The 21,910-nt window shown below is 66.5% G+C and carries 22 protein-coding genes, 1 pseudogene and 1 CRISPR repeat array; of the genes and pseudogenes, 14 read left to right on the top strand and 9 right to left on the bottom strand.

From position 1 onward, the window contains the following. Positions 1-294 precede the first annotated feature (294 nt). A CRISPR array of direct repeats spans positions 295-590; the repeat unit is 30 nt; unit sequence TTCGATCCACGCCCCCGCGAAGGGGGCGAC. A 469-nt stretch (positions 591-1,059) separates the two neighbouring features. Next, positions 1,060-2,082: pseudogene (locus E3D03_RS21410) on the bottom strand (CRISPR-associated endonuclease Cas3''); the annotation flags it as partial. 648 nt (positions 2,083-2,730) lie between these two features. Between E3D03_RS21410 and E3D03_RS17240 the strand changes: the two are divergent. The 4 genes from E3D03_RS17240 to E3D03_RS17225 all read left to right on the top strand — a co-directional run bounded on the left by E3D03_RS17240 (position 2,731) and on the right by E3D03_RS17225 (position 5,115). Beyond that, entirely contained in the window at positions 2,731-3,027 is a 297-nt protein-coding gene (locus tag E3D03_RS17240; RefSeq protein ID WP_263567973.1) for a zinc ribbon domain-containing protein, read from the top strand. Between the two features lie 177 nt (positions 3,028-3,204). Next, complete coding sequence (locus tag E3D03_RS17235; protein WP_263567972.1) at positions 3,205-3,426, top strand: hypothetical protein; 222 nt, start codon at positions 3,205-3,207, stop codon at positions 3,424-3,426. Next, positions 3,405-3,635, top strand: a complete 231-nt coding sequence (locus E3D03_RS17230) for a hypothetical protein (protein ID WP_263567971.1) — start codon at positions 3,405-3,407, stop codon at positions 3,633-3,635. Before E3D03_RS17235 ends, E3D03_RS17230 begins: the two co-directional genes overlap by 22 nt. 307 nt (positions 3,636-3,942) lie before the next feature. Then, on the top strand, positions 3,943-5,115 hold the full coding sequence (locus tag E3D03_RS17225; RefSeq protein WP_263567970.1) for an ATP-binding protein: 1,173 nt from the start codon (positions 3,943-3,945) through the stop codon (positions 5,113-5,115). A gap of 190 nt (positions 5,116-5,305) precedes the next feature. On the opposite strand, the gene E3D03_RS17220 is transcribed toward E3D03_RS17225, so the two are convergent. From E3D03_RS17220 to E3D03_RS17210, 3 genes are all read right to left on the bottom strand, one after another. Further along, complete coding sequence (locus E3D03_RS17220; RefSeq protein ID WP_263567969.1) at positions 5,306-5,515, bottom strand: hypothetical protein; 210 nt, start codon at positions 5,513-5,515, stop codon at positions 5,306-5,308. 6 nt (positions 5,516-5,521) lie between these two features. Next, a complete protein-coding gene (locus E3D03_RS17215) occupies positions 5,522-5,665 on the bottom strand; it encodes a hypothetical protein (RefSeq protein ID WP_263567968.1) in 144 nt (47 codons plus the stop codon). A 237-nt stretch (positions 5,666-5,902) separates the two neighbouring features. After that, a complete protein-coding gene (locus E3D03_RS17210; RefSeq protein ID WP_263567967.1) occupies positions 5,903-7,168 on the bottom strand; it encodes a S8 family serine peptidase in 1,266 nt (421 codons plus the stop codon). A 96-nt stretch (positions 7,169-7,264) separates the two neighbouring features. Here E3D03_RS17210 and E3D03_RS17205 point away from each other — a divergent pair, with 96 nt between their 5' ends. The 5 genes from E3D03_RS17205 to E3D03_RS17185 all read left to right on the top strand — a co-directional run bounded on the left by E3D03_RS17205 (position 7,265) and on the right by E3D03_RS17185 (position 12,348). Next, on the top strand, positions 7,265-7,756 hold the full coding sequence (locus E3D03_RS17205; protein ID WP_062561469.1) for an RNA polymerase sigma factor: 492 nt from the start codon (positions 7,265-7,267) through the stop codon (positions 7,754-7,756). Between the two features lie 41 nt (positions 7,757-7,797). Continuing rightward, on the top strand, positions 7,798-8,553 hold the full coding sequence (locus tag E3D03_RS17200; protein WP_263567966.1) for an anti-sigma factor family protein: 756 nt from the start codon (positions 7,798-7,800) through the stop codon (positions 8,551-8,553). 48 nt (positions 8,554-8,601) lie between these two features. Then, positions 8,602-10,263: an SLC13 family permease gene (locus E3D03_RS17195; RefSeq protein WP_263567965.1), complete on the top strand. Its 1,662-nt coding sequence runs from the start codon at positions 8,602-8,604 to the stop codon at positions 10,261-10,263. Between the two features lie 82 nt (positions 10,264-10,345). Then, positions 10,346-11,515 carry a glycerate kinase gene (locus tag E3D03_RS17190; protein WP_263567964.1) on the top strand — a complete coding sequence of 390 codons (1,170 nt, stop codon included), beginning with the start codon at positions 10,346-10,348 and terminating at the stop codon, positions 11,513-11,515. A gap of 95 nt (positions 11,516-11,610) precedes the next feature. Further along, complete coding sequence (locus tag E3D03_RS17185) at positions 11,611-12,348, top strand: calcium-binding protein (protein ID WP_263567963.1); 738 nt, start codon at positions 11,611-11,613, stop codon at positions 12,346-12,348. Between the two features lie 605 nt (positions 12,349-12,953). Here the strand turns inward: E3D03_RS17185 and E3D03_RS17180 are convergent. The 3 genes from E3D03_RS17180 to E3D03_RS17170 all read right to left on the bottom strand — a co-directional run bounded on the left by E3D03_RS17180 (position 12,954) and on the right by E3D03_RS17170 (position 15,275). Then, positions 12,954-13,226 carry a hypothetical protein gene (locus E3D03_RS17180; RefSeq protein WP_263567962.1) on the bottom strand — a complete coding sequence of 91 codons (273 nt, stop codon included), beginning with the start codon at positions 13,224-13,226 and terminating at the stop codon, positions 12,954-12,956. Between the two features lie 212 nt (positions 13,227-13,438). After that, a complete protein-coding gene (locus tag E3D03_RS17175; protein WP_263567961.1) occupies positions 13,439-14,167 on the bottom strand; it encodes an alpha/beta hydrolase family protein in 729 nt (242 codons plus the stop codon). Continuing rightward, positions 14,148-15,275, bottom strand: a complete 1,128-nt coding sequence (locus E3D03_RS17170) for a DUF3182 family protein (protein ID WP_263567960.1) — start codon at positions 15,273-15,275, stop codon at positions 14,148-14,150. The genes E3D03_RS17175 and E3D03_RS17170 overlap by 20 nt, the downstream gene beginning before the upstream one ends. A 355-nt stretch (positions 15,276-15,630) precedes the next feature. On the opposite strand from E3D03_RS17170, the gene E3D03_RS17165 reads away from it, so the two are divergent. The 4 genes from E3D03_RS17165 (at position 15,631) to E3D03_RS17150 (ending at position 18,316) form a co-directional block, all read left to right on the top strand. After that, a complete protein-coding gene (locus tag E3D03_RS17165; protein WP_263567959.1) occupies positions 15,631-16,467 on the top strand; it encodes a TIGR02587 family membrane protein in 837 nt (278 codons plus the stop codon). A 12-nt stretch (positions 16,468-16,479) separates the two neighbouring features. Then, positions 16,480-16,866, top strand: coding sequence for a hypothetical protein (locus E3D03_RS17160; protein ID WP_263567958.1), 387 nt, complete (start codon positions 16,480-16,482; stop codon positions 16,864-16,866). Positions 16,867-17,038: 172 nt separating this feature from the next. Next, complete coding sequence (locus E3D03_RS17155; RefSeq protein ID WP_411969832.1) at positions 17,039-17,425, top strand: recombinase family protein; 387 nt, start codon at positions 17,039-17,041, stop codon at positions 17,423-17,425. Between the two features lie 228 nt (positions 17,426-17,653). Next, positions 17,654-18,316, top strand: coding sequence for a hypothetical protein (locus E3D03_RS17150; RefSeq protein WP_263567957.1), 663 nt, complete (start codon positions 17,654-17,656; stop codon positions 18,314-18,316). A gap of 20 nt (positions 18,317-18,336) precedes the next feature. On the opposite strand, the gene E3D03_RS17145 is transcribed toward E3D03_RS17150, so the two are convergent. Together E3D03_RS17145 and E3D03_RS17140 are read right to left on the bottom strand one after the other, a co-directional pair. Then, positions 18,337-19,749, bottom strand: coding sequence for an alanine/glycine:cation symporter family protein (locus E3D03_RS17145; RefSeq protein ID WP_080621422.1), 1,413 nt, complete (start codon positions 19,747-19,749; stop codon positions 18,337-18,339). Between the two features lie 43 nt (positions 19,750-19,792). Beyond that, positions 19,793-21,100: a short-chain fatty acid transporter gene (locus E3D03_RS17140; RefSeq protein ID WP_263567956.1), complete on the bottom strand. Its 1,308-nt coding sequence runs from the start codon at positions 21,098-21,100 to the stop codon at positions 19,793-19,795. Positions 21,101-21,489: 389 nt separating this feature from the next. Between E3D03_RS17140 and E3D03_RS17135 the strand changes: the two genes are divergently transcribed. After that, the gene (locus tag E3D03_RS17135; RefSeq protein WP_263567955.1) at positions 21,490-21,819 is read left to right on the top strand and encodes a hypothetical protein; all 330 of its coding nucleotides are present in this window, start codon (positions 21,490-21,492) and stop codon (positions 21,817-21,819) included. The last annotated feature ends 91 nt before the right edge of the window (positions 21,820-21,910 follow it).

Here is a 21,910-nt window from a genome sequence, read left to right as displayed (position 1 = left end):
CGAAGGTGGAAAATCAATGGGTCCTGACCCTAGCGGTTCCCTGCTTGAGTGTCCGGTTTCTCGGTCTCGCTGCGGCTGCCGTGCCGCGCTGCCGTCAGACCGCTCTCCGCCCTTTCTGTCTCCGTCACTTGCAGTAACAGCGAAGGTGAGAACCGCTGCGATAGTTGAGGTTTCCGCGCTTCTCGCCTTCGCTGGCTCTGAGAACGGTACTGCTGGGGCTGCTGGCACCGACTGTCATGCAACCGGGTGCCGAAGCTGTACACAACCGAGTGCCGAACCGAGGGGGAACCAGCATTCGATCCACGCCCCCGCGAAGGGGGCGACGCGGCGGCGGCCTCGCACGTCACCCCGGCCAAGGCGTTTCGATCCACGCCCCCGCGAAGGGGGCGACCTAGTAACGCCCTGGCCAGCGCCAGGAAGGATCGGGTTTCGATCCACGCCCCCGCGAAGGGGGCGACGATTACGACTGGATCTGGGAAGGCGGCTTCCGGGTTTCGATCCACGCCCCCGCGAAGGGGGCGACATCGGTGCCGAAATAGAGCCGGTCGCCAAGCTGCTGTTTCGATCCACGCCCCCGCGCACGCAGCTATCCAGCCCCGCCTCGGCCCGCCAGCCCTTGGGAAACGACAGATCCACGCCCGCCTCGATCAGGCTGGTCGCGATCAGCCGGCAGGGTGCACCGGTTTTCAGGCGCGCACGGATGTCGTCCAGAATAGCCCGCCGATGCACCGGATATTGCCGCGTGGTCAGGTGGACGAGCCCCTCGAGTTCCTCGGCCTTGGTCGCGTTGAACAGGTCCAATGCATGGGCGCGGCTGTTGACGATGACCATCCCTTGTGGCGTGTCGCGCAATGCCTCGATCAGGGCAGCGTCGTCCATCTCGCCGCCCTGCACGATGCGGGCGCGGCGCAATTCGCGGGCGAGCCGCACCGGATCAGGCGCCAGTTCGCGCCCCTCCAGCGGCAAGCCGCCCTCTTTCAGTTGGCGGCTATCGAAGGCGGGTTGCGTCGCCGTGCAAAGCACCACCGAACAGCCGTAATGCGCGCAGAGCGTGTCAATCATCCGCAGAGCGGGCATCAGCAGCTTGCGTGGAAGGGCCTGCGCCTCGTCCAGCACAATCACCGAGCCGGCGATATTGTGCAACTTGCGACAGCGCGAGGGGCGCGCCGCGAAAAGGCTTTCGAAGAACTGCACATTGGTCGTGACGACCAGAGGCGCGGCCCAGTCCTCCATGGCGAGGCGCAGCTTGTCCTTGCGCTCCGGGTCGGTCCTTTCGTCGTCGATGGCCGAATGATGCTCAAGCACCGCATCGCCGAAAAGGCCGCGGAAAATGGCCGCGGTCTGGTCGATGATCGAGGTATAGGGGATCGCGAAGATAATCCTGCGATGCCCATAACGTGCCGCGTGGTCCAGCGCAAAGCCCAGTGAAGCCAGCGTCTTGCCGCCGCCGGTGGGCACGGTCAGCGTGAAAAGCCCCGGCGCCATCGCCGCAGCCTGCCGGACATGGATCAGGATCTCGGCGCGCAGGCGGTTGATGCGGCCATTCTGGCGAAATCCCGCCATATGCGCATCGAAGGCGTCTCTCCATTCCGGCAACAGATCGGCCAGGGCCGGCCAGTCGCGATCCGGCCGGGTGCCGTTCAGTCCGGCATAGAATGCCTCGGTGTCACGGAAATCCGCGTCGACCAGACAGGAAAACACCATGCGCGCCGCGACCGACAGGTCGAAGCCGCAAGATGCCGGGCGCATCAGCTCAGCCAGTTCCCTGGCGATCGGGCCAAAATCTGGGCTGGTCGCGGCCGAGATTTCCGGCGCGATCGGGTCGCGGAAGGCATCGAGCCGGCGCTCCATACTGCTGTCGGCGCCATGGCGATCAGGCAACCCGGCGTGATGGCCCAGGATGGCATAGCCGATCACTTCAGAAACTGGTCGCAAACCGGCAGGCGTCCGGGCATGCAGCAGGGCAACCCCAGCCGTCGAATGATCCACACGCAATTTTTCGCCGGACAGGATGCGATCAAAGGCGGGGTCATATTTGCCAAAGTCATGGAAAAGGCCAGCCATATGCGCCGCTGCCCGCAACCCGAGGGGTGCAGCTCGCTCGGCAGCCAGAGCAGCCGTATTTTCGAGATGGTCGGTCAGCAATTGCCAATCGCTTCGATCCTCACGAATACCCGTATGCGCATAGTATTTCAAAATCTTCCCTCCTCCAGCCGCAAGCTATTGGCTGGTAATGATTCGAGCAACGAGTGTTATCAGCGTTTTGGCAGAGCTGCTCCAACTCGCAAACCAGTGCCTTCTTAGGATTCGGGCGATCCGCGTGGACAAGGTGGAGAATTACGATACCGAGAACTCAAAATCCACCGCGTTTCATAATCCGAAGACCAAATACGATCTTGCTCGCACGTCGCTTCGTTATGGACGAACGGTGGCGCTCACGAGATACGCAGATGCGATGCCGTGAGGCGCCCACCACACATCGAATCAAACTTCAGACGCTCTGCCAACTCGGTCTGCGTCAGCCCTGCATCCAGACGGGCCTGGTTGAGGGCAGCCATCAAGGCCAAATGACAAGGGCTGCGCAAGGTTCGGCCCATCCTTGAACTCCAGATAAATCCGGAATTCGGATAGTGGTGCTTGAGCAATATCCCATTTTGGGTTGTTCCGTGCCGGACGTGTTTGCATCTTTATTTTCAGGACCAACCGATGCACCACCAATGTCCGCATTGCATGACCGAGATTCAAGCCGAGGCCTCGACCTGCCCTGCTTGCGGGGCGATCCGCGGCGTGTGGGGCTGCTCGGTCGAAAGCTGGCGCCAGGCATCTACCTTCCTGCTCGGCATAGCCGCATTCTTCGTTCTTGCCGGCATAGGTTTCGGCATGCTGGTGGCGTCGGTTTACTCGACGACCTGGTTCGACGGGTTGATGGCCTTCCTGTTCCTGTCGCCCTTCATGCTGTTTGCCGGCGGTGTCGGCCTGTTCCTGCGCTACGTGATCCCCCGCATGCAGGAGGGCTGGTATCGATGAGAGCCGCGAAGCGGAAACCGACCGCCGGCCTGAAGCGCACCTCGATCTGCCTCAGCGCCGAGGCGCACAAATCGCTGCGGATCGAGGCGCCGCGGCGCGACATCACCATGAGCCAGCTGATCGTGCGGGCGCTGGCGGATGTTGGCATCGACATTACCCCAGAGGATCACCGACCAGATGAACGAACTCGACGCCAACGGCACCTGCGACTTCAACAATTGCCGCGTCAGCGTAACGCTGGACGGCCGCAACACCGAGGCGACCGACCTCTTCATCCATACTGTGCGGCTGGCGGAATGGGTCGAGATCGGCTTCGGCGGCAAGCGCCACCGCTCCAGCCTCGCCGGATCGGCGGCGGCGCTGGACGTGATCCGGCCATGGATGAAAGGAAACAACTGATCCCCCCGCAACCGTTCAAAGGCGAACTGCCCGCATCGATCTTCCAGCCGGATGAGGTCAAGGCGCGCAACTGGTGGACCCCGCTGACCGAGCCGGAGCAGGAAGAGCGCATCTACGACCTGACCCAGGTGCTGGAATTCTACGGCATCGACCTGCCCGACAGCGATGAACGCTGGATGATGGCCTGCCGGGAAAACGAATTCGCCTGACCCCGTCCCTACGGCCCGTCGTGAAGCAAGCGGGCCGGGGTCAGGCTGCGCGCAAACCGCATTCCGACCGCCCCCATGAGGCTGGGGCGGAATGCGGTTTGCGGCCGCCCATGGGGCGGCACCTTCAAGCTGCCATCGACCAGAAGCTCCACATCTCCAACCCGGCTTGGCTGCGCGTGCGCTGCACCGTTGGTTGCTATGGATAAGCCCGGAGATATGCAGCGGGCCTTCCGACAGCCGGGCTTATTGAAGAAAGCCCCGCAGAATTAACCTTGTAAATCGGGAACCAATCTCCATAATTGCAAGGATGTTGATCGAGCGCCGTATCACCGAAACCGTGAAGTCCCTTCTGGGCGACAGCCCCGCCGTTGCCCTGCTGGGGCCGCGCCAGGTGGGCAAGACCACGCTGGCACAGGAGTTGGGGGATGCGCGCCCTTCGCTCTATCTCGACCTCGAATCCAGCGCCGACCGGGCGAAGCTCTCGGACCCGGAACTCTACCTGTCGGCGCATGAGGACAAGCTGGTCATCCTCGACGAGGTGCAACGGGTGCCGGACCTGTTCCAGAACCTGCGCGGGTTGATCGACCGGGGACGGCGCAAGGGGCTGCGGGCGGGCCGGTTCCTGCTGCTCGGCTCGGCCTCCATCGACCTGCTGCGGCAATCCGGCGAGACGCTGGCGGGCCGGATCGCCTATGCCGAACTCGCCCCCCTCGACGCGCTGGAGGTTCCCGCCGCCGATCTGGACCGGCTCTGGCTGCGCGGCGGCTTTCCCGACAGCTTCCTCGCCCGCGACGATCAGGCCAGCCTGCGCTGGCGGCGCGACTTCATCCGCACCTATCTGGAGCGTGACATTCCCGCGCTTGGTCCCCGCATCGCGGCCGAGACGCTGCGCCGCTTCTGGACCATGCTGGCGCATCGGCAGTCCGGCCTGTCGAACGCCGCCGAACTGGCCCGCGCGCTCGGGGTCGATGCCAAGACCGTCGCCTCCTATCTCGATCTGCTGGTCGATCTGATGCTGGTGCGCCGCCTGGAGCCCTGGCATGCGAATATCGGCAAGCGGCTGGTCAAGTCCCCGCGCATCTATGTGCGCGACACCGGCATCCTGCATGCCCTGCTGGGACTGACGACGCTGGACGACGTTCTCGGCCACCCCGTCGCGGGCGCCAGTTGGGAAGGTCTGATCATCGAGACCGCCCATGCCCTGATGCCGGATGGGACGCAGGCCCAGTTCTACCGCAGCGGTGCGCGGGCCGAGGTCGATCTGGTGCTGACCCTGCCGGGCGGCGCGGTCTGGGCCGTCGAGGTCAAGCGCAACCTTGCGCCCAAGGTCGAGCGCGGCTTTCACTCGGCCTGCGAAGACCTGCAACCTGCGCGGCGGATCGTGATCTATCCGGGGGACGAGGCGTTCCCGCTGCCGAACGGCATCGAGGTCATGTCGCTGCACCAGTTCGGGCAGGATCTGCTGGCGCTTCATCGGTAAACGATGCGGCCGCCGATCGATCTTCTTCATGGGCGGAGAAAGCTGGGTACCGGGGCGCGAGCCGCCGGTCCGACATTTGCGGGTGGTGCTTTGCACCGGGCCCCGCAAAACAATAGTTGATCACTGATGTTTGGCGAATCGCAAAAGTAGGCCATTGTGGGCCACAGATGACGCGGGATACGTCTTCCGCTCAGAAATCCCCGGACTGGTCGTCCATGAATGCCTTTTCGTCCGGCAGGCGCCGAAAACTGTCGGCTTTGACCTGTGCTCGAAAGGCTTCGATTTTCTGGCTCGCTTGCGAGGCGGGCGCATTTTCCATCAGCAAATCGTGGAACCTGCGTTCAATGGGGCTCATCGCGCGCAGATCAGCATGGGGTAGCCTGTGTAAAGCCAGCGACACGCGCGATCATCCGACCGCGGCATGGTAGCAGTCCTGCCAGCCGCGCATCGCCTGCTTGTAGCTGCGCGACGGCGAGCCGGACCAGCCGTGATCCTTGTGCCGGCGGATCGTGGCGTTACTGATCGCCAAAGCCGTCTTCTCATGATTCATACCGGCACCCCATCATTGACAGGGTTGCGACCAGCTGCATCGGCCGAGCCGTTTACCGTCGAAACGTAAGCCATTGATCATGACCGTGAACAAAGCAGGGACGTTTACAGAGCTTGCCTTTGCTTTCAGCAAGCGGGGCAGGATTGCAAATCCGTGAAGACCAAGTCGGCTTGCCTTTGCCGTCGAACCTCGGCGGCGAACCTCGCCTCCGGCAGCGCCCTGCTCGCGTCGGGACAGTCACGAGCCGCAGCCGCTTGCGGGTTGCACCAGTCCATGACCAAAAACCTCGTCCGGGCCGGGCCGGCCTAGATCGCGGGCCCTTTCCTGCAGGCGCGCCCGCGTCTGGGCGGGGGTCAGACCGGCTTCGGATTGCAGCAGCAGGGCCGCGGCCGCCGTGACGAAGGGCGCGGCGAACGAGGTTCCGGTCTTGGTCCGCGCTCCGCTGATCGAGGCGGCGGTCCAGACGTCGACCCCCGGCGCCGCCAAGTCGATATGGCTGCCCCGGTTCGCGCGGCGATAGACCTGGCTGCGGCGGTCGACGGCGGTGACGGCGATCACCGGCCCATAGCCCGCGGGAAAGGCGGGCTTTGCCGCGGGGCCGCCATTTCCCGCCGCCGCCACCAGCAGGATGCCCTGCCGGTCCATCTCCCGGATCTGGCCGCCAAGCGCCTGGTTCGCCGGTCCGGCCAGCGACAGGTTGACGATCTGCACCTTCTGGCTGGCCAGATAATCCAGCGCCTCGACCAGGGCGAAGGCATCGGCGCGCTCGTCCTGTTTGGCCTTGTGGAAGGCATCCACCGCGATCAGTTCCGCATCGGGGACCAGGCCAGGGCTGCGGCTGTCGCTGCGCCCCACCAGCAGGGCGGCGACGGCGGTGCCATGCACCGCGTCCGAAGCGGCACGCTTGCCGCCGGGCTCGATCTGGTGAACCCGAAGCCTGGCATGTTCCAACGCGGCGTGATCGGCGTTCACACCGGTATCGACCATGCCGATCCGCACCGTCTTGCCGCAGCCGCCTTGGATCGCGGGCCAGGCGATCATCTTTCGAGCCGGGCAATCGCCGCCGGAGCAGACCGCCGCCCCGCCCGGCCGATAATAGTGGTTGAAATCCGCCGCCGTGGCCGAGCCGATCTGCCGCACGCGCTGGCGGGCGGCCGGCATCGTCAGCCCGGCGGGTTTGCGCAGCCGGTGCATCGGCTGGCCATTGGCCAGGGTGACGGTGCGCAGCAGCCGGAACCCCTCGGCCTGCAAGCGCTGCAGGTCGGCGGGCGACAGCCCGCGGGCGATGACCTCGTCCGGGGCCCGGACCGGCAAGGGCGCGGCACGCAGGGCGGCGGGGGCCACAGGGCGGCGGCGCACCGGCGCATCATCGTCATCGTCCCGGTCGTCGTCGTCATCGGCCCAGGCCGCCGATGGCCCCCAGCCCGACGATTGCGGCATGGCGCCGATGGTCAGCGCGACCAGGAACAGGGCAAGGAACGCAAGGGCACGCGGCAGGATCATCGGACGACTCCAGACGGTTTCTGGACATTCTACGTTCATCACTTTCTATTATTCCCCGGTTTCGTCAATTTTTCGGTTTCGGGGAGATGGCATCTGATGGACGCGGCCTTTGCCGAGGCGCTGATCGCGCTGCTGCCCAATTTGCGGCGCTATGCCCTGTCGCTGACCCGGCGACCCGATCAGGCCGACGATCTGGTGCAGCAGACGGTCGAGCGGGCGATTGCCGGCGCCTCGGGCTATGATCCGGCCCAGCGGCTGGAACCATGGCTGTTCCGCATCATGCGCAACGGCTTCATCGACCAGACCCGGCGCGTCCGCAGCGCGGGTGTTCATGTCGATGTCCATGACATGCCCGAGGCGCTGCCGACCGATCCCGGCCCGGCGCTGGAGGCGCGGCTGATGCTGCGCAGCGTCGAGGCGGCGATGGCCGAACTTTCGCCCGAACAGCGCGAGATCCTGCATCTCGTCTGCGTCGAGGAGATGAGCTATGCCGAGACCGCGCGCATCCTGGACATCCCGCAGGGCACGGTGATGAGCCGGCTGTCCCGCGCCCGCCTCGCGCTTTCCGAAAGATTGGGAATAAGATGAGCGACGGGACGTATACGGGCAAAGGCGGAAAGGACGGGCCGATGCAGATCGACGACGAGACCCTGATGGCGCTGGCCGATGGCGAGCTGGACCCGGCCCGGACCGAGGATCTGCGCCGCGCCATTGCCGCCGATCCCGGACTGCAGGCCCGGCTGCACCGCTTTGAGGAGACCCGGCGGCTGCTGGGCGGGCTGCGGACCGCAGCGCCGGCCGGGGATTCCCTGGCCGAAAATGCGCTGGCCGCGACCATTCGCGCGGCGGTCAGGCCGGATGCCGGGGCCGCCCCCCCGGTGCAGGTTCCACCACCGGCCGCGGGGGCCCGCCTGGGCGCGGCCGGGCAGCACCCGCCAACCTCTGCCAACCTGAACCGCCGGCCATGGATGGCCGCCGCTGCCTCGGCCGCCATCGTGGCGCTGGGGCTGGGCTGGTGGGAATGGGCCGGCACACCCGGTCCGCAATCGCTTTCGGCGGCCGAGCTTGCGGCGCTGGACGGCCTGCCCTCGGGGCAGGTCCGGCCGCTGGACGGTGGGGCCGAGCTGGCAATGATCGCCTCGTTCCGGGCGGCGGACGGCGGGCTTTGCCGCGAATATGAAACCGCGCGCGGTGCGGAACGGCGCACGGTGCTGGCCTGTCGCGAGGCCGGTGGCTGGGCCCAGCGTTTCGCCGCCGTCTCGCAGGATGGCGGCCAGGAATACCGCCCGGCCTCGGGCGCGGCGACGATCGACGCCGCGATCGCGGCCATCGGGGCCGGGGCGCCGCTGACGCCCGAGGACGAGGCCGCCGCATTGCGGGAATAAACCCGGGTCGCTGTCGTAATCCTGTCACCCGACGCACAGGAGAATGCCATGACCGCCCGCAGCCTGCCTGCCCTTGCCGATCTGCCCCGGCCCGCGCCGCGCCATCTGGCGCTGGCGGTGCTGGCCGCGCTGATCGCCTTTCTGTCCAGCCTGCCGGGCGATCTGGCGCCGCCCGGACGGATCGCGCTGGCCGTCTCGGGCCTTGCGATCCTGGGCTGGGTCGGCACCCGCATCCCGGAATCGCTGGTGGCGCTGGCCGCCGTGCTGGCGCTGGTTCTGGCGGGCGTGCTGACCGAGGCGCAGCTTTTTGCCGCGCTTGGCAGCGAACTGATCTGGCTGCTGCTGTCGGCCTTCGTCATCGCCGCCGTCGCGCGCGACTCCGGGCTGACGCAAAGCCTGGTCGCGCCGCTGCTGGCGCGGGGGATGCGCGTCCTGCCGTTCTTTCTGTGGCTGACGCTGGCCATCGCCGCGACGGGTTTCGTGCTGCCTTCGACCTCGGGGCGGGCGGCGCTGCTGCTGCCGGTCTTTGCGGCCATCGCGGCGGCCGTGCCGGACGCCCGGCTGAAGAAGCCGCTGGCGCTGCTGTTTCCGACGGTGATCCTGCTGTCGGCAGGCGGCTCGCTGATCGGGGCGGGCGCGCATCTGCTGGCCGCACAGGCGATCCGGGGGGCGAGCGGCATCCGGCTGGGCTATCTGGACTGGGCCATGCTGGGCCTGCCGTTTTCGCTGCTGGCCAGCCTGATCGGCGCGGTGCTGATCCTGTGGCTTTTCGTGCCGCGCGACCTGCTGCGGGCGCCCTTGCCCCGGATCAAGACCCCGGCGCCCGATCCGGCCACCCGCACCCGCCAGCGCCGTATTGCGCTGGTGCTGGCGTTGGTCGTGATCCTGTGGCTGAGCGCCGGGCTGCATGGCATCGGCATGGCGCTGGTGGCGCTGATCGGGGCGCTGGTGCTGCTGACCCCGCCGTTTTCCAGCCGCAAGCCCAAGGAGATCTTTCGCGCCGTCGACACCGAGCTGCTGCTTTACATGACCGCCACCGTCCTGCTGGCCGAGGCAATGGTCACGACCGGCACCGACCGCTGGCTGGCCGGGCAGGTGCTGGATGCGCTGCCCGCCCGGCTGTCGGGCAGTCTGGCGGCTGTTGTGGTGCTGCTGGCCCTGACCTCGGTCGCGGCGCATCTGGCGATCACCTCGCGCTCGGCCCGGGCGGCGGTGCTGATCCCGGCGCTGGCGCTGCCGCTGGCGGCGCTGGGGCATGATCCGGCGCTGATGATCCTGGTCGCGGTGATGGGCACCGGGTTTTGCCAAAGCATGATGGCCTCGGCCAAGCCGGTGGCGATCTTCGGCAATGCCGAGGAGGCGGGTTTCGACCAGCGCGACCTGATGCGGCTGGCGCTGCCGCTGGCGCCTCTGGTGACGGCGCTGCTGATCGGCTTTGCATTGCTGGTCTGGCCACAGCAACTGGCCGGGCTGCGGCCGGCCGCGACGCCCGCGATGCAGCCCGCCGCCAGCCTTGTCGCGCAGGCGGTGGCACTGACCCCGGGCCGGGCCGCCCCGATGCTGGAGGCGACCCGGCCGCCGCCGCGACCCGTGCTGGTCCGACAGCCGGCGCGGCAGAAGGCAACCCCGGTCCGGCGCCGCACCGATCCCGGCCTGCAACGCCTGAACCGCCTGTTGCGCCCGGCCGGAATCCGGCTGGTGATCCGCTGAGTGCGAATTTTTTCGCACGGGCCGGGAATAACCATCCGCCCCCGCCCGTAAACCCATCAGACAGCAGGAAAGGAGAGCTGAGATGTCTCTGACTGTTCTGATCGCCCCTTCGGGTTTCAAGGAATCGCTTTCGGTCAAGGACGTGGCCGAGGCCATCGGCCGCGGTATCCGCCGCGCCGCACCCCATGCGACGATCCTGACCGCCCCGATGGTGGACGGCGGCGAGGGCACGACCGAGGCGCTGGTCGCCGCGACCGGCGGGCGCATGATCGCCACCACCGTGACCGGCCCGGTGGGCCAGCCGGTGCCCAGCTTCTGGGGCATGATGGGGGGCGACGGGCCGCGCACGGCGGTGATCGAGATGGCGGCCGCCGCCGGCCTGTCGCTGGTCCCACGCGAGCGCCGCGACCCGACGCTGACCACCAGCCGGGGCGTGGGCGAGCTGATCCTGCAGGCGCTGGACCAGGGCGTCGACCGCATCCTGATCGGCTGCGGCGACAGCGGCATCAACGACGGCGGCGCCGGCATGGCGCGGGCGCTGGGGGCGCGGCTGCTGGACGCGCAGGGCATTGAATTGCCCGAGGGCGGCGGTGCCTTGCAGGATCTGGCGCGGATCGACATCTCGGGGCTGGACGCGCGGCTGGCCGGGGTGCGGATCGACGCGGCGGTGAACTGGCACAACATGCTGCTGGGTCCGCGCGGCGTCGCCCGCGTCTTCGGCCCGCAAAAGGGCGCCACGCCCGAACAGGTCGAGCTTCTGGACCGCGGCATGATCCGCTATGCCGAGGCGATCCGCGAGGCGACGGGCCAGGATGTGGCGCCGATGCCGGGCGCCGGGGCCTCGGGGGGCTTGGGCGCGGGGCTGATCGGCTTTGCCGGCGCGACGCTGCATCCGCGTTTCGACATCATCCTCGACTATCTGGATTTCGACCGCCAGCTCGGCCGCGCCGATCTGGTCATCACCGCCGAGGGCGCGCTGGACGGGCAAAGCCCCTTCGGCAAGGTCCCCTGCGAGGTGGCGCGCCGGGCCGAAGCCCTGGGCGTGCCGACCGTGGCGCTTGCGGGCACCATCGGCAAGGGCGCGCGCCAGACCTATGAGCACGGGATCGGCGCCTATGCGTCGATCATGCGGCGGCCCTGTTCGCTGCGAAAGGCCATCGACGACGGCGCGAAGCTGCTGCGTCAGGCGGCCGAGAACACCATGCGCATGCTGCTGGTCGGCGAGCGGTTGGCGCGGCGCGAGCGCGCCTGAACAGCCTTCGCCCCCGGTTCCACCGGCAGCCGGGCGGCGGATGACGGCACGGCCGTCCCTTTCAGCCGGACACATCCAAATGACGGAGAGAAACCATGGCCAATATCCGTGGCAATGATGGCGACAACCTGCTGCGCGGCACCAGCCTCGCGGATCGCATCTGGGGCATGTCCGGCGACGACCGGATCCTGGGCGCGGGCGGCAACGACACCCTGGACGGAGGCGAGGGCAACGACCGCATCGATGCGGGCCAGGGCCACAACCGCGTCTTCGGCGGCGAAGGCAACGACGTGATCCTGGCCTATGCCGGCAATGACATCATCAACGCCGGCGAAGGCAATGACCTCGTCCGCGCCGGCAACGGCAACAACGCCGTCTCGCTGGGCGAGGGCAACGACCTTGCCGTTACCGGAACCGGGCGCGATACCATCAATGCCGGCGAAGGCAACGATACCGTCCGCGCCGGTGCCGGCAACGACATCGTCCATGGCGGCGAGGGCGACGACCGCATCTGGGGCGAGGCCGGCGCCGACCGCCTGATCGGGCATGAGGGCAATGACACGCTGAACGGCGGTGCCGGCAATGACACCATGACCGGGGGCGAGGGCGCGGATGTCTTCGTCTGGAACGGCGGCCGCGACCGGATCACCGATTTCGATCGCGACGACGACACCATCGACCTGTCAGCCTATGCCCGCTTCGACAGCTGGGGCGACGTGCGCGGCGCCGCAAGCCAGGTCGGGAGCGACGTGGTGATCCGGGCCGGTGCCGATACATTGGTGATCGAGGACACCCGCCTGAACCAGCTTGGCAGCGATGATTTTGATTGGTGAGAGGCAGGAGAGCACGGGCCGGCGTCTTGCGCCGGCCCTTTGGCTTTGGCTCCGGGCTTCGGTAACGGGCCGTTCCGATCAAGCGCTTTTGCGCAGGTCGGGCAAGGCGCCCTGCAACTCGGCCCGGATCTGCGGGCAGTCAATCGGCGACAGCCGAGTGCGGACGGCCGCAGCGCCATATCCGCACCGCGCCCGAGGACCGGCACCGGCAGCACCGCGCCGAGGGCAACGCTGTCCGCCAGCGCCCATGGCATGCCCGCTGCACCCGACCGAAACAGGCAGGTCCAGCAGTTGCGCAGGGCCCCGCAGCGGCAAGGCGTCGAAGGTGGCGAAAACCGGCGGACCGCCCGAGCCGCGGCCAGAGGCCGATGGACCCGACATGACAGCTGCCGGGATTTGCCGCCCAATCCGCTGAACACGGTCAGAACCGCCATGGCAACACGCCTTTCGGCAGGAAAGCGCGACAGTGCCGTCGACAGCAGCATCAGCGCCAGCCGGCGCGACTGATCCAGCAGCGGCATGACAGGAGCGTGGTCGTTCCATAGCCTTGATGAACCTTGCGGTTCAGGGGCGGCGGGACGCGAACCGGCGCTATTGGCACGCATTCAGCGCGAAGGCCGGCTTTTCACCGGACTGAGCCAATAGGGCCCGTCCATCCGCCGCGCTTTTCGGATCGGGTCAAGGCTGGGCACGAAGGCCGCGCGGTCCGCGGCCTCGCCCGCGATCCAGATGAAATGATCGCCGGTGCCGGGGCGGATGCTGCTTATCGCTTTCTCAACCGCCGCGCGGAACGAGGTTGAGCGAGCGCGGCGCTTGAGCGCTTCGTTGCAGGCGGGCCCGTTCCGGGTCCTGCAGATCGGCGGTGTCGGTCTGCGCATGCCATCCACCTACTACGCTGGCTTCAGGAGATGTATCCCTCTCGGGATTTGGGCAACAGAGCCCTCATCCCGCCAAGGCCGGGGTGCGGCCGGACGGTTCGCGGTGCTTTGAACCGACAGCGTTGCGAAATGCTTCCGGTAACGTCCCAGCAAGAAAGGCGCGACGCTGTCGCCGAGGGCTGCGCTTCTGGCCATGGAACGGCCGGTCCCCCTCAACGCGCGGCGAAGATCATTTCCTTCAGCCAGTTCAGCAGCAGGTTGTCATAGGCGCGGATGCAATCGGCGTCGTTCAGGGCATGGTCCGCGCCGGCCAGGATGCGATAGGTCATCGACCGCGCGTTCAGGAAGGCGGCGAGATAGCTGGACAGCACCGGCCGCGGCACGATGTCGTCAAGCTCGGATTCCACGAGGAACACGTCGCCCCGGAAGGCGCGGCATTGCTGGAGCACGCTGTTTTGCGAGGTCTCGACCAGGCTCTGCCGATAGACGGCAAGATCCTCGCGGTTCAGCTCGGCCTTGGGAACCGTCCAGCCCTTGTCGCGGTAAAGCGCCGGCGCGCGCAGGCCCAGCCAGCGCACGGGGCGCGTCCTGGTCAGCATGCAGGCCAGGTAACCGCCATAGCTGCTGCCGATCACCGCGATGGAACCCGGATCCACCCCCGGCACGGCGACGAGCCGGTCATAGGCCAGCACCAGGTCGGCAAGATTGTCCTCGCGCGTGACGCGGCGCAGGTCGTTGCTGGACTTGCCATGGCCGCGCAGGTCGAAGGTCAGGCAGATGAACCCCAGCTGCGCCAGGGTGCGGGCGCGTTTCGCATCGCGTTCCTGGCTGCCGCCCCAACCATGGACGAACAGCACCGCAGGCACGCCGGTGGCGGGGGCGATCAGGCTGGCGGACAGGACATCAGACCCGATCGGCAATTCAACGGATTGGGTCGGCAATGCATTCTCTCCCCAGGATCGCGTATTTCAGCATCGGCCCCTGTTCGGGGTCTTCGCCATGAAACAGAACGAAGGCCCCGGGCGGAGGTTCCAGCCCCGGACCATAGAGCTCGACCGTCGCGGCCCGGACCTTGCCCGCGTCCGGCGAGGCGGCCAAGGCTTCCAGCGCCAGGATCTCGGCCGGGGTCGCGCCGCCGATGCGCCAGGACTGCTCCAGCACCGCCACCCGCGGGGCACCCGCCGCGCCGCGCCCCAGCGCGACGTCGTAATTGCGCCGCGATGCGATCAGGCCCAGATGGCGGTCGGCCAGCCGGTCGAAGGCGGCGGCGCGCGCGATGGCCAGGCCGAAGTCGCCCGCAAAGCCGAGATTGGCCAGTTCCGCGAAACCGCCGCGGATGGCCAGCAGGCGCGAGCCGCCATAGGCCGGCTCGCCGCGATTGTTGCCGGTCACGGCCTGCTCGCCGATATAGGCGATGGTCTGGCCCGGGATCTCGACCTGCCCGACGCTGAGGGTGCGGACATCGGCCAGGTTCTCCTCGATCACCAGGCCCTGCCCCACGACCTCTTCCCAGCGCTCGAGCGCGGCGCGCAGCTGGGCCAGATCGTCCACGACACATTGCCCGCGCCCGCCATCGGCCTGGACCTGCTTCAGGCGCAGGCTGGTTCGCGGCGCACGATGCCACAGCGCCTTGCCCGCCCGCAGCGCATCGGGGACGGAAAACGCCGTCGCCCCCGGCAGCACCAGATCCGCCAGCTCGGGCCCCAGCGCTGCGGGCCAGTCGTCGGGCACGGCTTGCGCCCCGTCGCCGATCGGATGCATGACGGCCTTGGTCGCATGCAGGGGGCTTTCCGTCCAGCCGCCCAGGAAGTGCCGGCCGCTGGCCGGGCGGCTGTCCCTACCTGCCAGGGCGGCGCGGGGCACCTGGTAGTCGCCCGGACCGGCCGCGCGTTCCGAAAGGCCGGCATAGCGCAGGCCCAGATGCGCAGCCAGCCGCTGGCCGACGGCCTGGAACGACGCGCCTTCGTGATGCGATGCCTTGGAATGTCCGATCAGTCTGAGGCAATCCAGCGCCGCCGGATGCCGGTTTGCCTGTGATGACGGTTCCATGCGCGCGCCCTCCGTTGACCTTGTGCTGAACTTCGGTTGCGAAGGGATGTTCCCGTCGGTGGGCAGGAGGCAGGCCAGCGCCTGGTTGCACCGGAACGGGGGGCGTTTGGCGTTTTGCCTGAACCACCGAGACATGCGGTCGCGCCGAATGGCTGATCGGCCCGGGCCAAGGCCAGAACGCGACGGCCAGACATAGATTGTGCAGACAAGCGTGGTGTCGGCGCGAGACCAGTTGCAGCATGTGCGCTCTACAGCACGAAAGAGATCTGTCGCCTGTCCGCCAACCGGGTAGGATGGTTCCAGCAAGCGACTTGTGACTCATTGGCCAGAGAGGGCTTCGAAGGTGGACCGACCGATGCAGCGCAGGGCACAGCGACCGAATGGACCCGGCAAGGCGCTGCGCGACCTGGGGCGGGCGGCGGGCGGGGCGCTGGTCTTTGCCCTGCCGATGCTGATGACCACCGAACTGTGGGTGATGGGCTTCTATCTGGACCGGCTGCGGCTTTTCACGTTGCTGGTGACGGCCTTTCCGCTGCTCGTCTTGCTGTCGCGGCATATCGGTTTCGAAAGCACCTCGGCCTGGGCCGATGATATCCTGGACAGCTTTCTGGCGCTTGGCCTGTCCTGCGTGGTCTGCGCAATCCTGCTGACGATCTTCGGCGTGATCGACCACGAAACCCCGGCTAGCGAGATCGTCGGCAAGATCGTGATCCAGATGATCCCGGCCGCGATCGGCGCGCTCCTGGCGAAAAGCGCGTTCTCCTCGGTCTCGGCCGAAAAGCCGCCGGTGGAGCGCGAGGAGACCTATGGCGGCGAGCTTTTCCTGATGATGATCGGCGCGCTCTTCCTGGGTTTCAACGTGGCCCCGACCGAGGATGTCATGATCATCTCGTATCAGATCACGGAATGGCACAGCCTGCTTCTGGTCGTGCTGTCCATCACGATCATGCATGGCTTCGTCTTTGCCGTGGGCTTCGCCGGTGGCTCGGAGGTCACGCCGGAGGAGCCATGGTGGAGCCCGTTCATCCGGCTGACCCTGCCGGGCTATGTGATCGCCTTCAGTGCCAGCTTCTATCTGTTGTGGATCTTTGCCCGCACGGATGGACTTTCCGTGACCGGTGCCGTGATGGCGGCGATCGTGCTGGCCTTTCCGTCCGCGATCGGGGCTGCGGGCGCGCGGCTGATCCTTTGAAGCGGGTGCAAGATGACTTCGAATGAAAGCGACAGGAAATCCCCGATCGAATGGGTCATTGGCGGGCTCTCCGGCGTCGTCGTCCTGGCGATCATGCTGTTTTTGGCGACGCAGGCGATCTTTTCCGCCAGCGGCCGGCCGGTGCTGTCGATCTCTGTCGAACAGGTCGAGCGCGCGGGGCAGGGCAGTATCGTCGGCATCAAGGTGATGAATGCCGGCAAGGAGGCCGCCTCGGACATCTCGGTCAGCGCGATGGCAGCGGAACCGGGCGCAGGGACCAAGCGGCTGGAATTCGGCTATCTCGGCTCGGGATCCGAACAGCGGGGCGCGTTCGTGTTTGCAACACCTGTCGATCCTCGCCGGCTGAAGGTGCAGGTGGACGGCTATCTGCAACCGTGAAGGCGGGGCGCACGGGCCATGGCGTCCCGAGACGCCGGAGCCCGGCTTCCGACATCTCCGGCTCTCGGGCCGAGTCTCGGGCTGTGCGGTCGCGCCCCGATGAACACCCTGTTCCGAGAGCATTCGTCTCAGCCCGCGCGCCATCGCGAAGGCCCTGAACGAAGAAGAAGGCGTGCCCGGTCCCGAGGGTCGGGCATGGAACGACACCACGATCCACGGCCGTGTCAAGCGCGGCACCGGGCTGGTCAACAACGAGATCTATATCGGCCGCCTCGTCTGGAACCGCATGCGCTACGTCAAGGATCCCCACACCGGCAAGAGGGCCTCGCGCATGAACCCGGAAGCTGAATGGGTGATCACCGACGTGCCGGACCTGCTTATCGTCGACCAGGATCTCTGGCAGGCGGTGAAGGCCCGGCAGGCGGAGATCGCCGAGAAGTTTGCGAATGTCACCGAGGCCGTGCGCGCGCATCACAAAAAGAACCGGTTGAACGGCGTGCGGCGTCCGAAGTCGCTGCTGTCGGAGCTGGTGTTCTGCGGCTGCTGCGGCGGTCCCTAGGCGCGCATGGCGTCCTCAACGATCTCCGGGCCATCATCCGGTCTTTCAATCCAGCAAGCACACGTCGCTCCAGGTCTTCGCGCGCAATGCCGCGACTGTTGGAGCAGGAACCCTTGCTGATATGGTTCGAGCAGGCGAAGGTCAGCGCCGCGCAGCGAATACGCGGAAGAGACGAACCGGCTGAACCGGGAACGCCGCTCGAACGGCGATTCCTGGAAGGCAGAACTGGTGAAGGTCGAGAAGCAGATAGCGCAGATCGTCGAGGCCATTGCGGACGGCATGTATCATCCGTCGATGAAGGAGAAGATGACCGGGCTGGAAGCCCGCAGGGAAGAACTGACGGCTCTGCTCGCCGATGCGCCGGCGGACACGCCGGACATTCTGCCGAGTGCTTCGGCCATCTACGCGGAGAAGGTCGTCGCGCTGACGAAGACCCTCAACCGGAAGGAAGAACGGCAGGAAGCGTCGCAGGATTTGCGCGCTCCGATCGAGAAGATCGTGCTGACGCCCGGCCCGAACCGGGTCGAGATCGACGCTGTGCTTTATGGAGGACTGGGCGCGATCCTGCACTGGACCGAGCGGCAGCTATTGGAAACGCTGCCAAAACGACAAAACCCGCCGCAGGAGCGACGGGTTTGTCTGTATCGTTGGTTGCGGGGGCAGGATTTACAAACTGTTTCGCAATGTCAAAGGCGATCATTCCGCCCTGCCCCGCGACGGCAGCATAAGGCTTGTCCGAGCGGGCAGCCGGAGGCTGCACAGCGTCGATCGCATCGCCGCTACTCCGATGGCTTTGACTACGCGCGCTTCTTCGAACTGGCCGATCTTCGCAGGTATCGGAGTATGAGGGATGAGCGCTCTGGGTGTCCCAGCTTATCGGCAGCGCAGTAGGCATCTGATCGTCGCGGCAGTCATCGCCATATCTCGGGGTCGACACCCCGGCCGATGTCGGGATGCTGCGACAGGTGGAAAGTCGGCATCTTTCCGGCCTTTCTTTGTGCCAGATAGTCCCGCGTCAGCTTGGCCACCGTTCCCGACAGCGCCACGATGGCGATCAGGTTGATGGTGGCCATCAGCCCCATCGAAGCATCTGCCAGGTTGAAGACGGTCGCCACGCTTTGGATCGCGCCCCAGATCACCATGAGGACCGCCGCGACACGCAGCACCGTCAGCCCGGTCTTGCTGCCGAACCCCAGATAGGAAAAGGCGTTCTCGGCATAGGCGTAATTGCCGATGATCGACGTGAAGGCAAAGAAGAAGATGGCCACCGCGACGAACACGCCTCCTGCGGCGCCGAAGTGATGAACCAGCGCATTCTGGGTCAGCACGGTGCCCGTGACGCCGCTGCCCGGCTCCATGACGCCCGACAGGATGATCATCACCGCCGTCGCCGAGCAGACAAGGATGGTGTCGATGAAGACGCCAAGCGCCTGCACGAAACCCTGGCTCGAGGGGTGATGCGGATCAGGGGTCGCTACTGCCGCGATATTGGGGGCCGACCCCATACCCGCCTCGTTCGAGAACAGCCCGCGCTTGATGCCGTTCATCGCAGCCGCCGCGACCGACCCGGCGACGCCGCCCGCAGCCTCGGTCAGGCCAAGGGCGCCGCCCACGATCTGCCATAGCGCGCCGGGCACCGCCGGCAGGTTCATCACGATGACGATGATCGCCGCCAGCAGGTAGATACCCGCCATGAAGGGCACCACGATCTCGGCCACGCGGGCGACCTGGGGGATGCCGCCGAAGATGATCGCAGCCGTCAGCCCCGCCGTCGCCAGGCCGACCGCCCATTTCGGCACACCGAACGCGCCGTTCACCGCCTCGGCGATGGAGTTCGACTGCACCGAGTTGAAGACCAGGCCGAAGGCGATGATCAGCGCGACGGCAAAGATCGCGCCCAGCCAGGGCAAACCCAGCCCTCGCGAGATGTAATAGGCCGGACCGCCACGATACATGCCGCCTTCGCCATGAACCTTGTAAAGCTGCGCCAGCGCGCTTTCCGAATAGGCGGTAGCCATGCCGACCAGCGCCACCATCCACATCCAGAACACCGCGCCGGGTCCCCCCAGATAGATCGCGACCGCCACCCCGGCGATATTGCCTGTCCCAACGCGCGAGGCCAGGCTGACGGTCAGTGCCTGCAAGGGCGTGATCCCGTTCTTGTCGGTCTCGCCCGAACCGATGACGCATCGGAACAGCTCGGGAAAGTGGCGGAACTGCAGAAAGCCAAGCCGCAGGGTGAAGTAGACCCCCACTGCCAGGAGCCCGTAAATCAGCACATAGTTCCAGAAGATCAGGTTCAGGAAGTCGATCACGGCATTCATGCAGGCTTTCCTTTCAAGTCACGGAACAAATGGCGGCAGGGCCCTAGATGAACGTCAGGCCGATCGAGATGATGATGCCCGAAAGCACCAGATGCAAAGTGCAGAATCCCATGATGTCGCGGGCTCTCAGCCCGGCGATCCCCAGAATGGGCAACGCCCAGAACGGTTGCACCATATTGGTCCAGCTATCGCCCCAGGCGACCGCCATGGCCGCGCGGGCGGCGTCCACCCCCAGCGCCTCGGCCGCGGGCAGGATCACGGGCGCCTGGATCGCCCATTGCCCGCCGCCCGAGGGCACGAAGAAGTTGACCAGACCGGCGCTCATGAAAGTCCAGAAGGCAAAGCTTTTCTCGGTCGCGAACGAGGTCAGCCAGACCGAGATCGTCTCGGCCAGGCCCGAGTTCAGCATGATCGCCATGATCCCGGCATAGAACGGAAACTGGATCACGATGCCGGCGCCGCCCTTGACGCCTTCGTTCAGGCTGGCCAGCAGGCGGCGCGGCGTGCCGTGCAGGATGATGGCGACGATCAGGAACAGAAAGTTCACCACGTTCAGCGTCAGCGTGCCCGATCCCGCGAAATACTGAACCAGCCAGGCGACGCCCGCCGCGCCGATCAGCCAGCTGAGAACGCGGCTGTTTTCCATGCGCTCGGCCGGTGTGGTGCCGGGCGTATCGGCGACTTCGGGCTCTGCCAGCAGCTTGGGGTCGACAAAGACCTCTTCGCCCGGACGCGGCATCATCATGCGGTTGACCAGCGGCACCGCGATGAAAAGAGCAATGACGATGAACAGGTTATAGGCGGCAAAGATGGTCCGGTGGGTAGCGATCACACCGATCGCCCCCTCGAACGGGTGGCCCGCCGTGGCGATGGCCAGCGGAACCGAGCCGGCAAGCCCGCCATGCCAGACGATGAAGCCGGAATAGGCGGAGGCGACCAGCAGCCGATAGTCGACCCGGACCTTGCGCGCGATGGCCTTGGCGAACAATGCGCCGACGACCAGGCCGAAGCCCCAGTTGATCCAGCTCGCCGCCAGCGAGACGAAGCTGACCAGCAGGATCGCGGTGCCGGGCGATCCCGCCAGGTCGGCCAGCCGCTCCAGCCCGCGCCGCACCAGCGGGGTCGAGGCCATCATGTAGCCGGTGACAAGCACCAGCAGCATCTGCATGGCAAAGGACAGCAGTTCCCAGAACCCCGCCCCCCACATGCCGACGACCGCCATCGGTCCATGCCCCTCGATCGCCATGGCCGCGATCATGACAAGCAATGTCAGGATGACCACGAAGATATAGGGATCCGGCAGCCAGCGATCGACAAGCCGGACCAATGGGCGGGAAATGACGTTCAGCATGGTTCCTCCTCGAATGTCGCCTGAGTTTGGAGGACCAATCAAAGGTTTCAACCACAAAGCGGCCGCTGCGCTTCGGTTTCATCCCGAAATCGACCGCTCCATCAAGGCTCCGAATGGCGCAAGGCGCGGCGTTGCCCGGACGGCATCGTCTTTCATCCCTGTCGCATGGACCTCGGCGGGGCGTCGTTCTTATAGCTCCTTCATCCCCATCCCGGCCTGCCAGGCGCGCCTGTCGCAACGACGCGGATCACTGTCGTTTTCGATATTCTCGCCTCTTGATCCATTCGGCAGCGCCGCTATCTTGTCGGCAAGGCGTGTGCTGCGTGCGCCCAGGGACTGGCGCCCTGACTACGGAGACTGGTTGATTCCGTTTCCACAGGAGGTGTGTCTTGCAGACACCACGGCGTAGCGATGGCTTGATTTCCCGGGCTGACATCGACGACAGGCAACCGGCGCAGGCCGCATCGGCGCCTCGGGCTTTCACAGACCAGAACCGGCATGCCGCCCACCGAGAGGCAGAACCGAAACCGGCGGGACATCGTGCGATGATCGGAGCAATGCTGAAGGCAGGCTATGGGGTGGAGGACATTGCCGTAAAGACCGGGCTTACCGTCCGAGAGACCAGATTTGCCGTGGCCTTGTTGCGCGAAAGCGGTTCTCTCCGCACGGTCTTGCATGGAAAGCCCCTGCAAAAGGCCTCCGCCGCGCGGATCGACTGAGGCACTTTGGCAGCCGCGCGCCGTTTCGACCACAACCGTTGTCGTCCGGCCGATCAGGCCGGGATCTGCCGCAGGATCAGGAACAGAAGCG

Source organism: Paracoccus sp. DMF (assembly GCF_004407025.1).
In the GTDB taxonomy this organism is placed as follows: Bacteria; Pseudomonadota; Alphaproteobacteria; order Rhodobacterales; family Rhodobacteraceae; genus Paracoccus; species Paracoccus aminovorans_B.
Note: the sequence above shows the minus strand (reverse complement) of the source record. Positions and strands in the feature narration are given on the sequence as shown.

Excerpts from the sequence above, each read along its gene's own strand:
- E3D03_RS17240 (WP_263567973.1), top strand. The coding sequence starts at position 2,731 with ATGACCGAGATTCAAGCCGAGGCCTCGACCTGCCCTGCTTGCGGGGCG.
- E3D03_RS17235 (WP_263567972.1), top strand. The coding sequence starts at position 3,205 with ATGAACGAACTCGACGCCAACGGCACCTGCGACTTCAACAATTGCCGC.
- E3D03_RS17230 (WP_263567971.1), top strand. The coding sequence starts at position 3,405 with ATGGATGAAAGGAAACAACTGATCCCCCCGCAACCGTTCAAAGGCGAA.
- E3D03_RS17225 (WP_263567970.1), top strand. The coding sequence starts at position 3,943 with ATGTTGATCGAGCGCCGTATCACCGAAACCGTGAAGTCCCTTCTGGGC.
- E3D03_RS17215 (WP_263567968.1), bottom strand. The coding sequence starts at position 5,665 with ATGAATCATGAGAAGACGGCTTTGGCGATCAGTAACGCCACGATCCGC.
- E3D03_RS17210 (WP_263567967.1), bottom strand. The coding sequence starts at position 7,168 with ATGATCCTGCCGCGTGCCCTTGCGTTCCTTGCCCTGTTCCTGGTCGCG.
- E3D03_RS17205 (WP_062561469.1), top strand. The coding sequence starts at position 7,265 with ATGGACGCGGCCTTTGCCGAGGCGCTGATCGCGCTGCTGCCCAATTTG.
- E3D03_RS17200 (WP_263567966.1), top strand. The coding sequence starts at position 7,798 with ATGCAGATCGACGACGAGACCCTGATGGCGCTGGCCGATGGCGAGCTG.
- E3D03_RS17195 (WP_263567965.1), top strand. The coding sequence starts at position 8,602 with ATGACCGCCCGCAGCCTGCCTGCCCTTGCCGATCTGCCCCGGCCCGCG.
- E3D03_RS17190 (WP_263567964.1), top strand. The coding sequence starts at position 10,346 with ATGTCTCTGACTGTTCTGATCGCCCCTTCGGGTTTCAAGGAATCGCTT.
- E3D03_RS17185 (WP_263567963.1), top strand. The coding sequence starts at position 11,611 with ATGGCCAATATCCGTGGCAATGATGGCGACAACCTGCTGCGCGGCACC.
- E3D03_RS17180 (WP_263567962.1), bottom strand. The coding sequence starts at position 13,226 with ATGCGCAGACCGACACCGCCGATCTGCAGGACCCGGAACGGGCCCGCC.
- E3D03_RS17170 (WP_263567960.1), bottom strand. The coding sequence starts at position 15,275 with ATGGAACCGTCATCACAGGCAAACCGGCATCCGGCGGCGCTGGATTGC.
- E3D03_RS17165 (WP_263567959.1), top strand. The coding sequence starts at position 15,631 with ATGCAGCGCAGGGCACAGCGACCGAATGGACCCGGCAAGGCGCTGCGC.
- E3D03_RS17160 (WP_263567958.1), top strand. The coding sequence starts at position 16,480 with ATGACTTCGAATGAAAGCGACAGGAAATCCCCGATCGAATGGGTCATT.
- E3D03_RS17145 (WP_080621422.1), bottom strand. The coding sequence starts at position 19,749 with ATGAATGCCGTGATCGACTTCCTGAACCTGATCTTCTGGAACTATGTG.
- E3D03_RS17140 (WP_263567956.1), bottom strand. The coding sequence starts at position 21,100 with ATGCTGAACGTCATTTCCCGCCCATTGGTCCGGCTTGTCGATCGCTGG.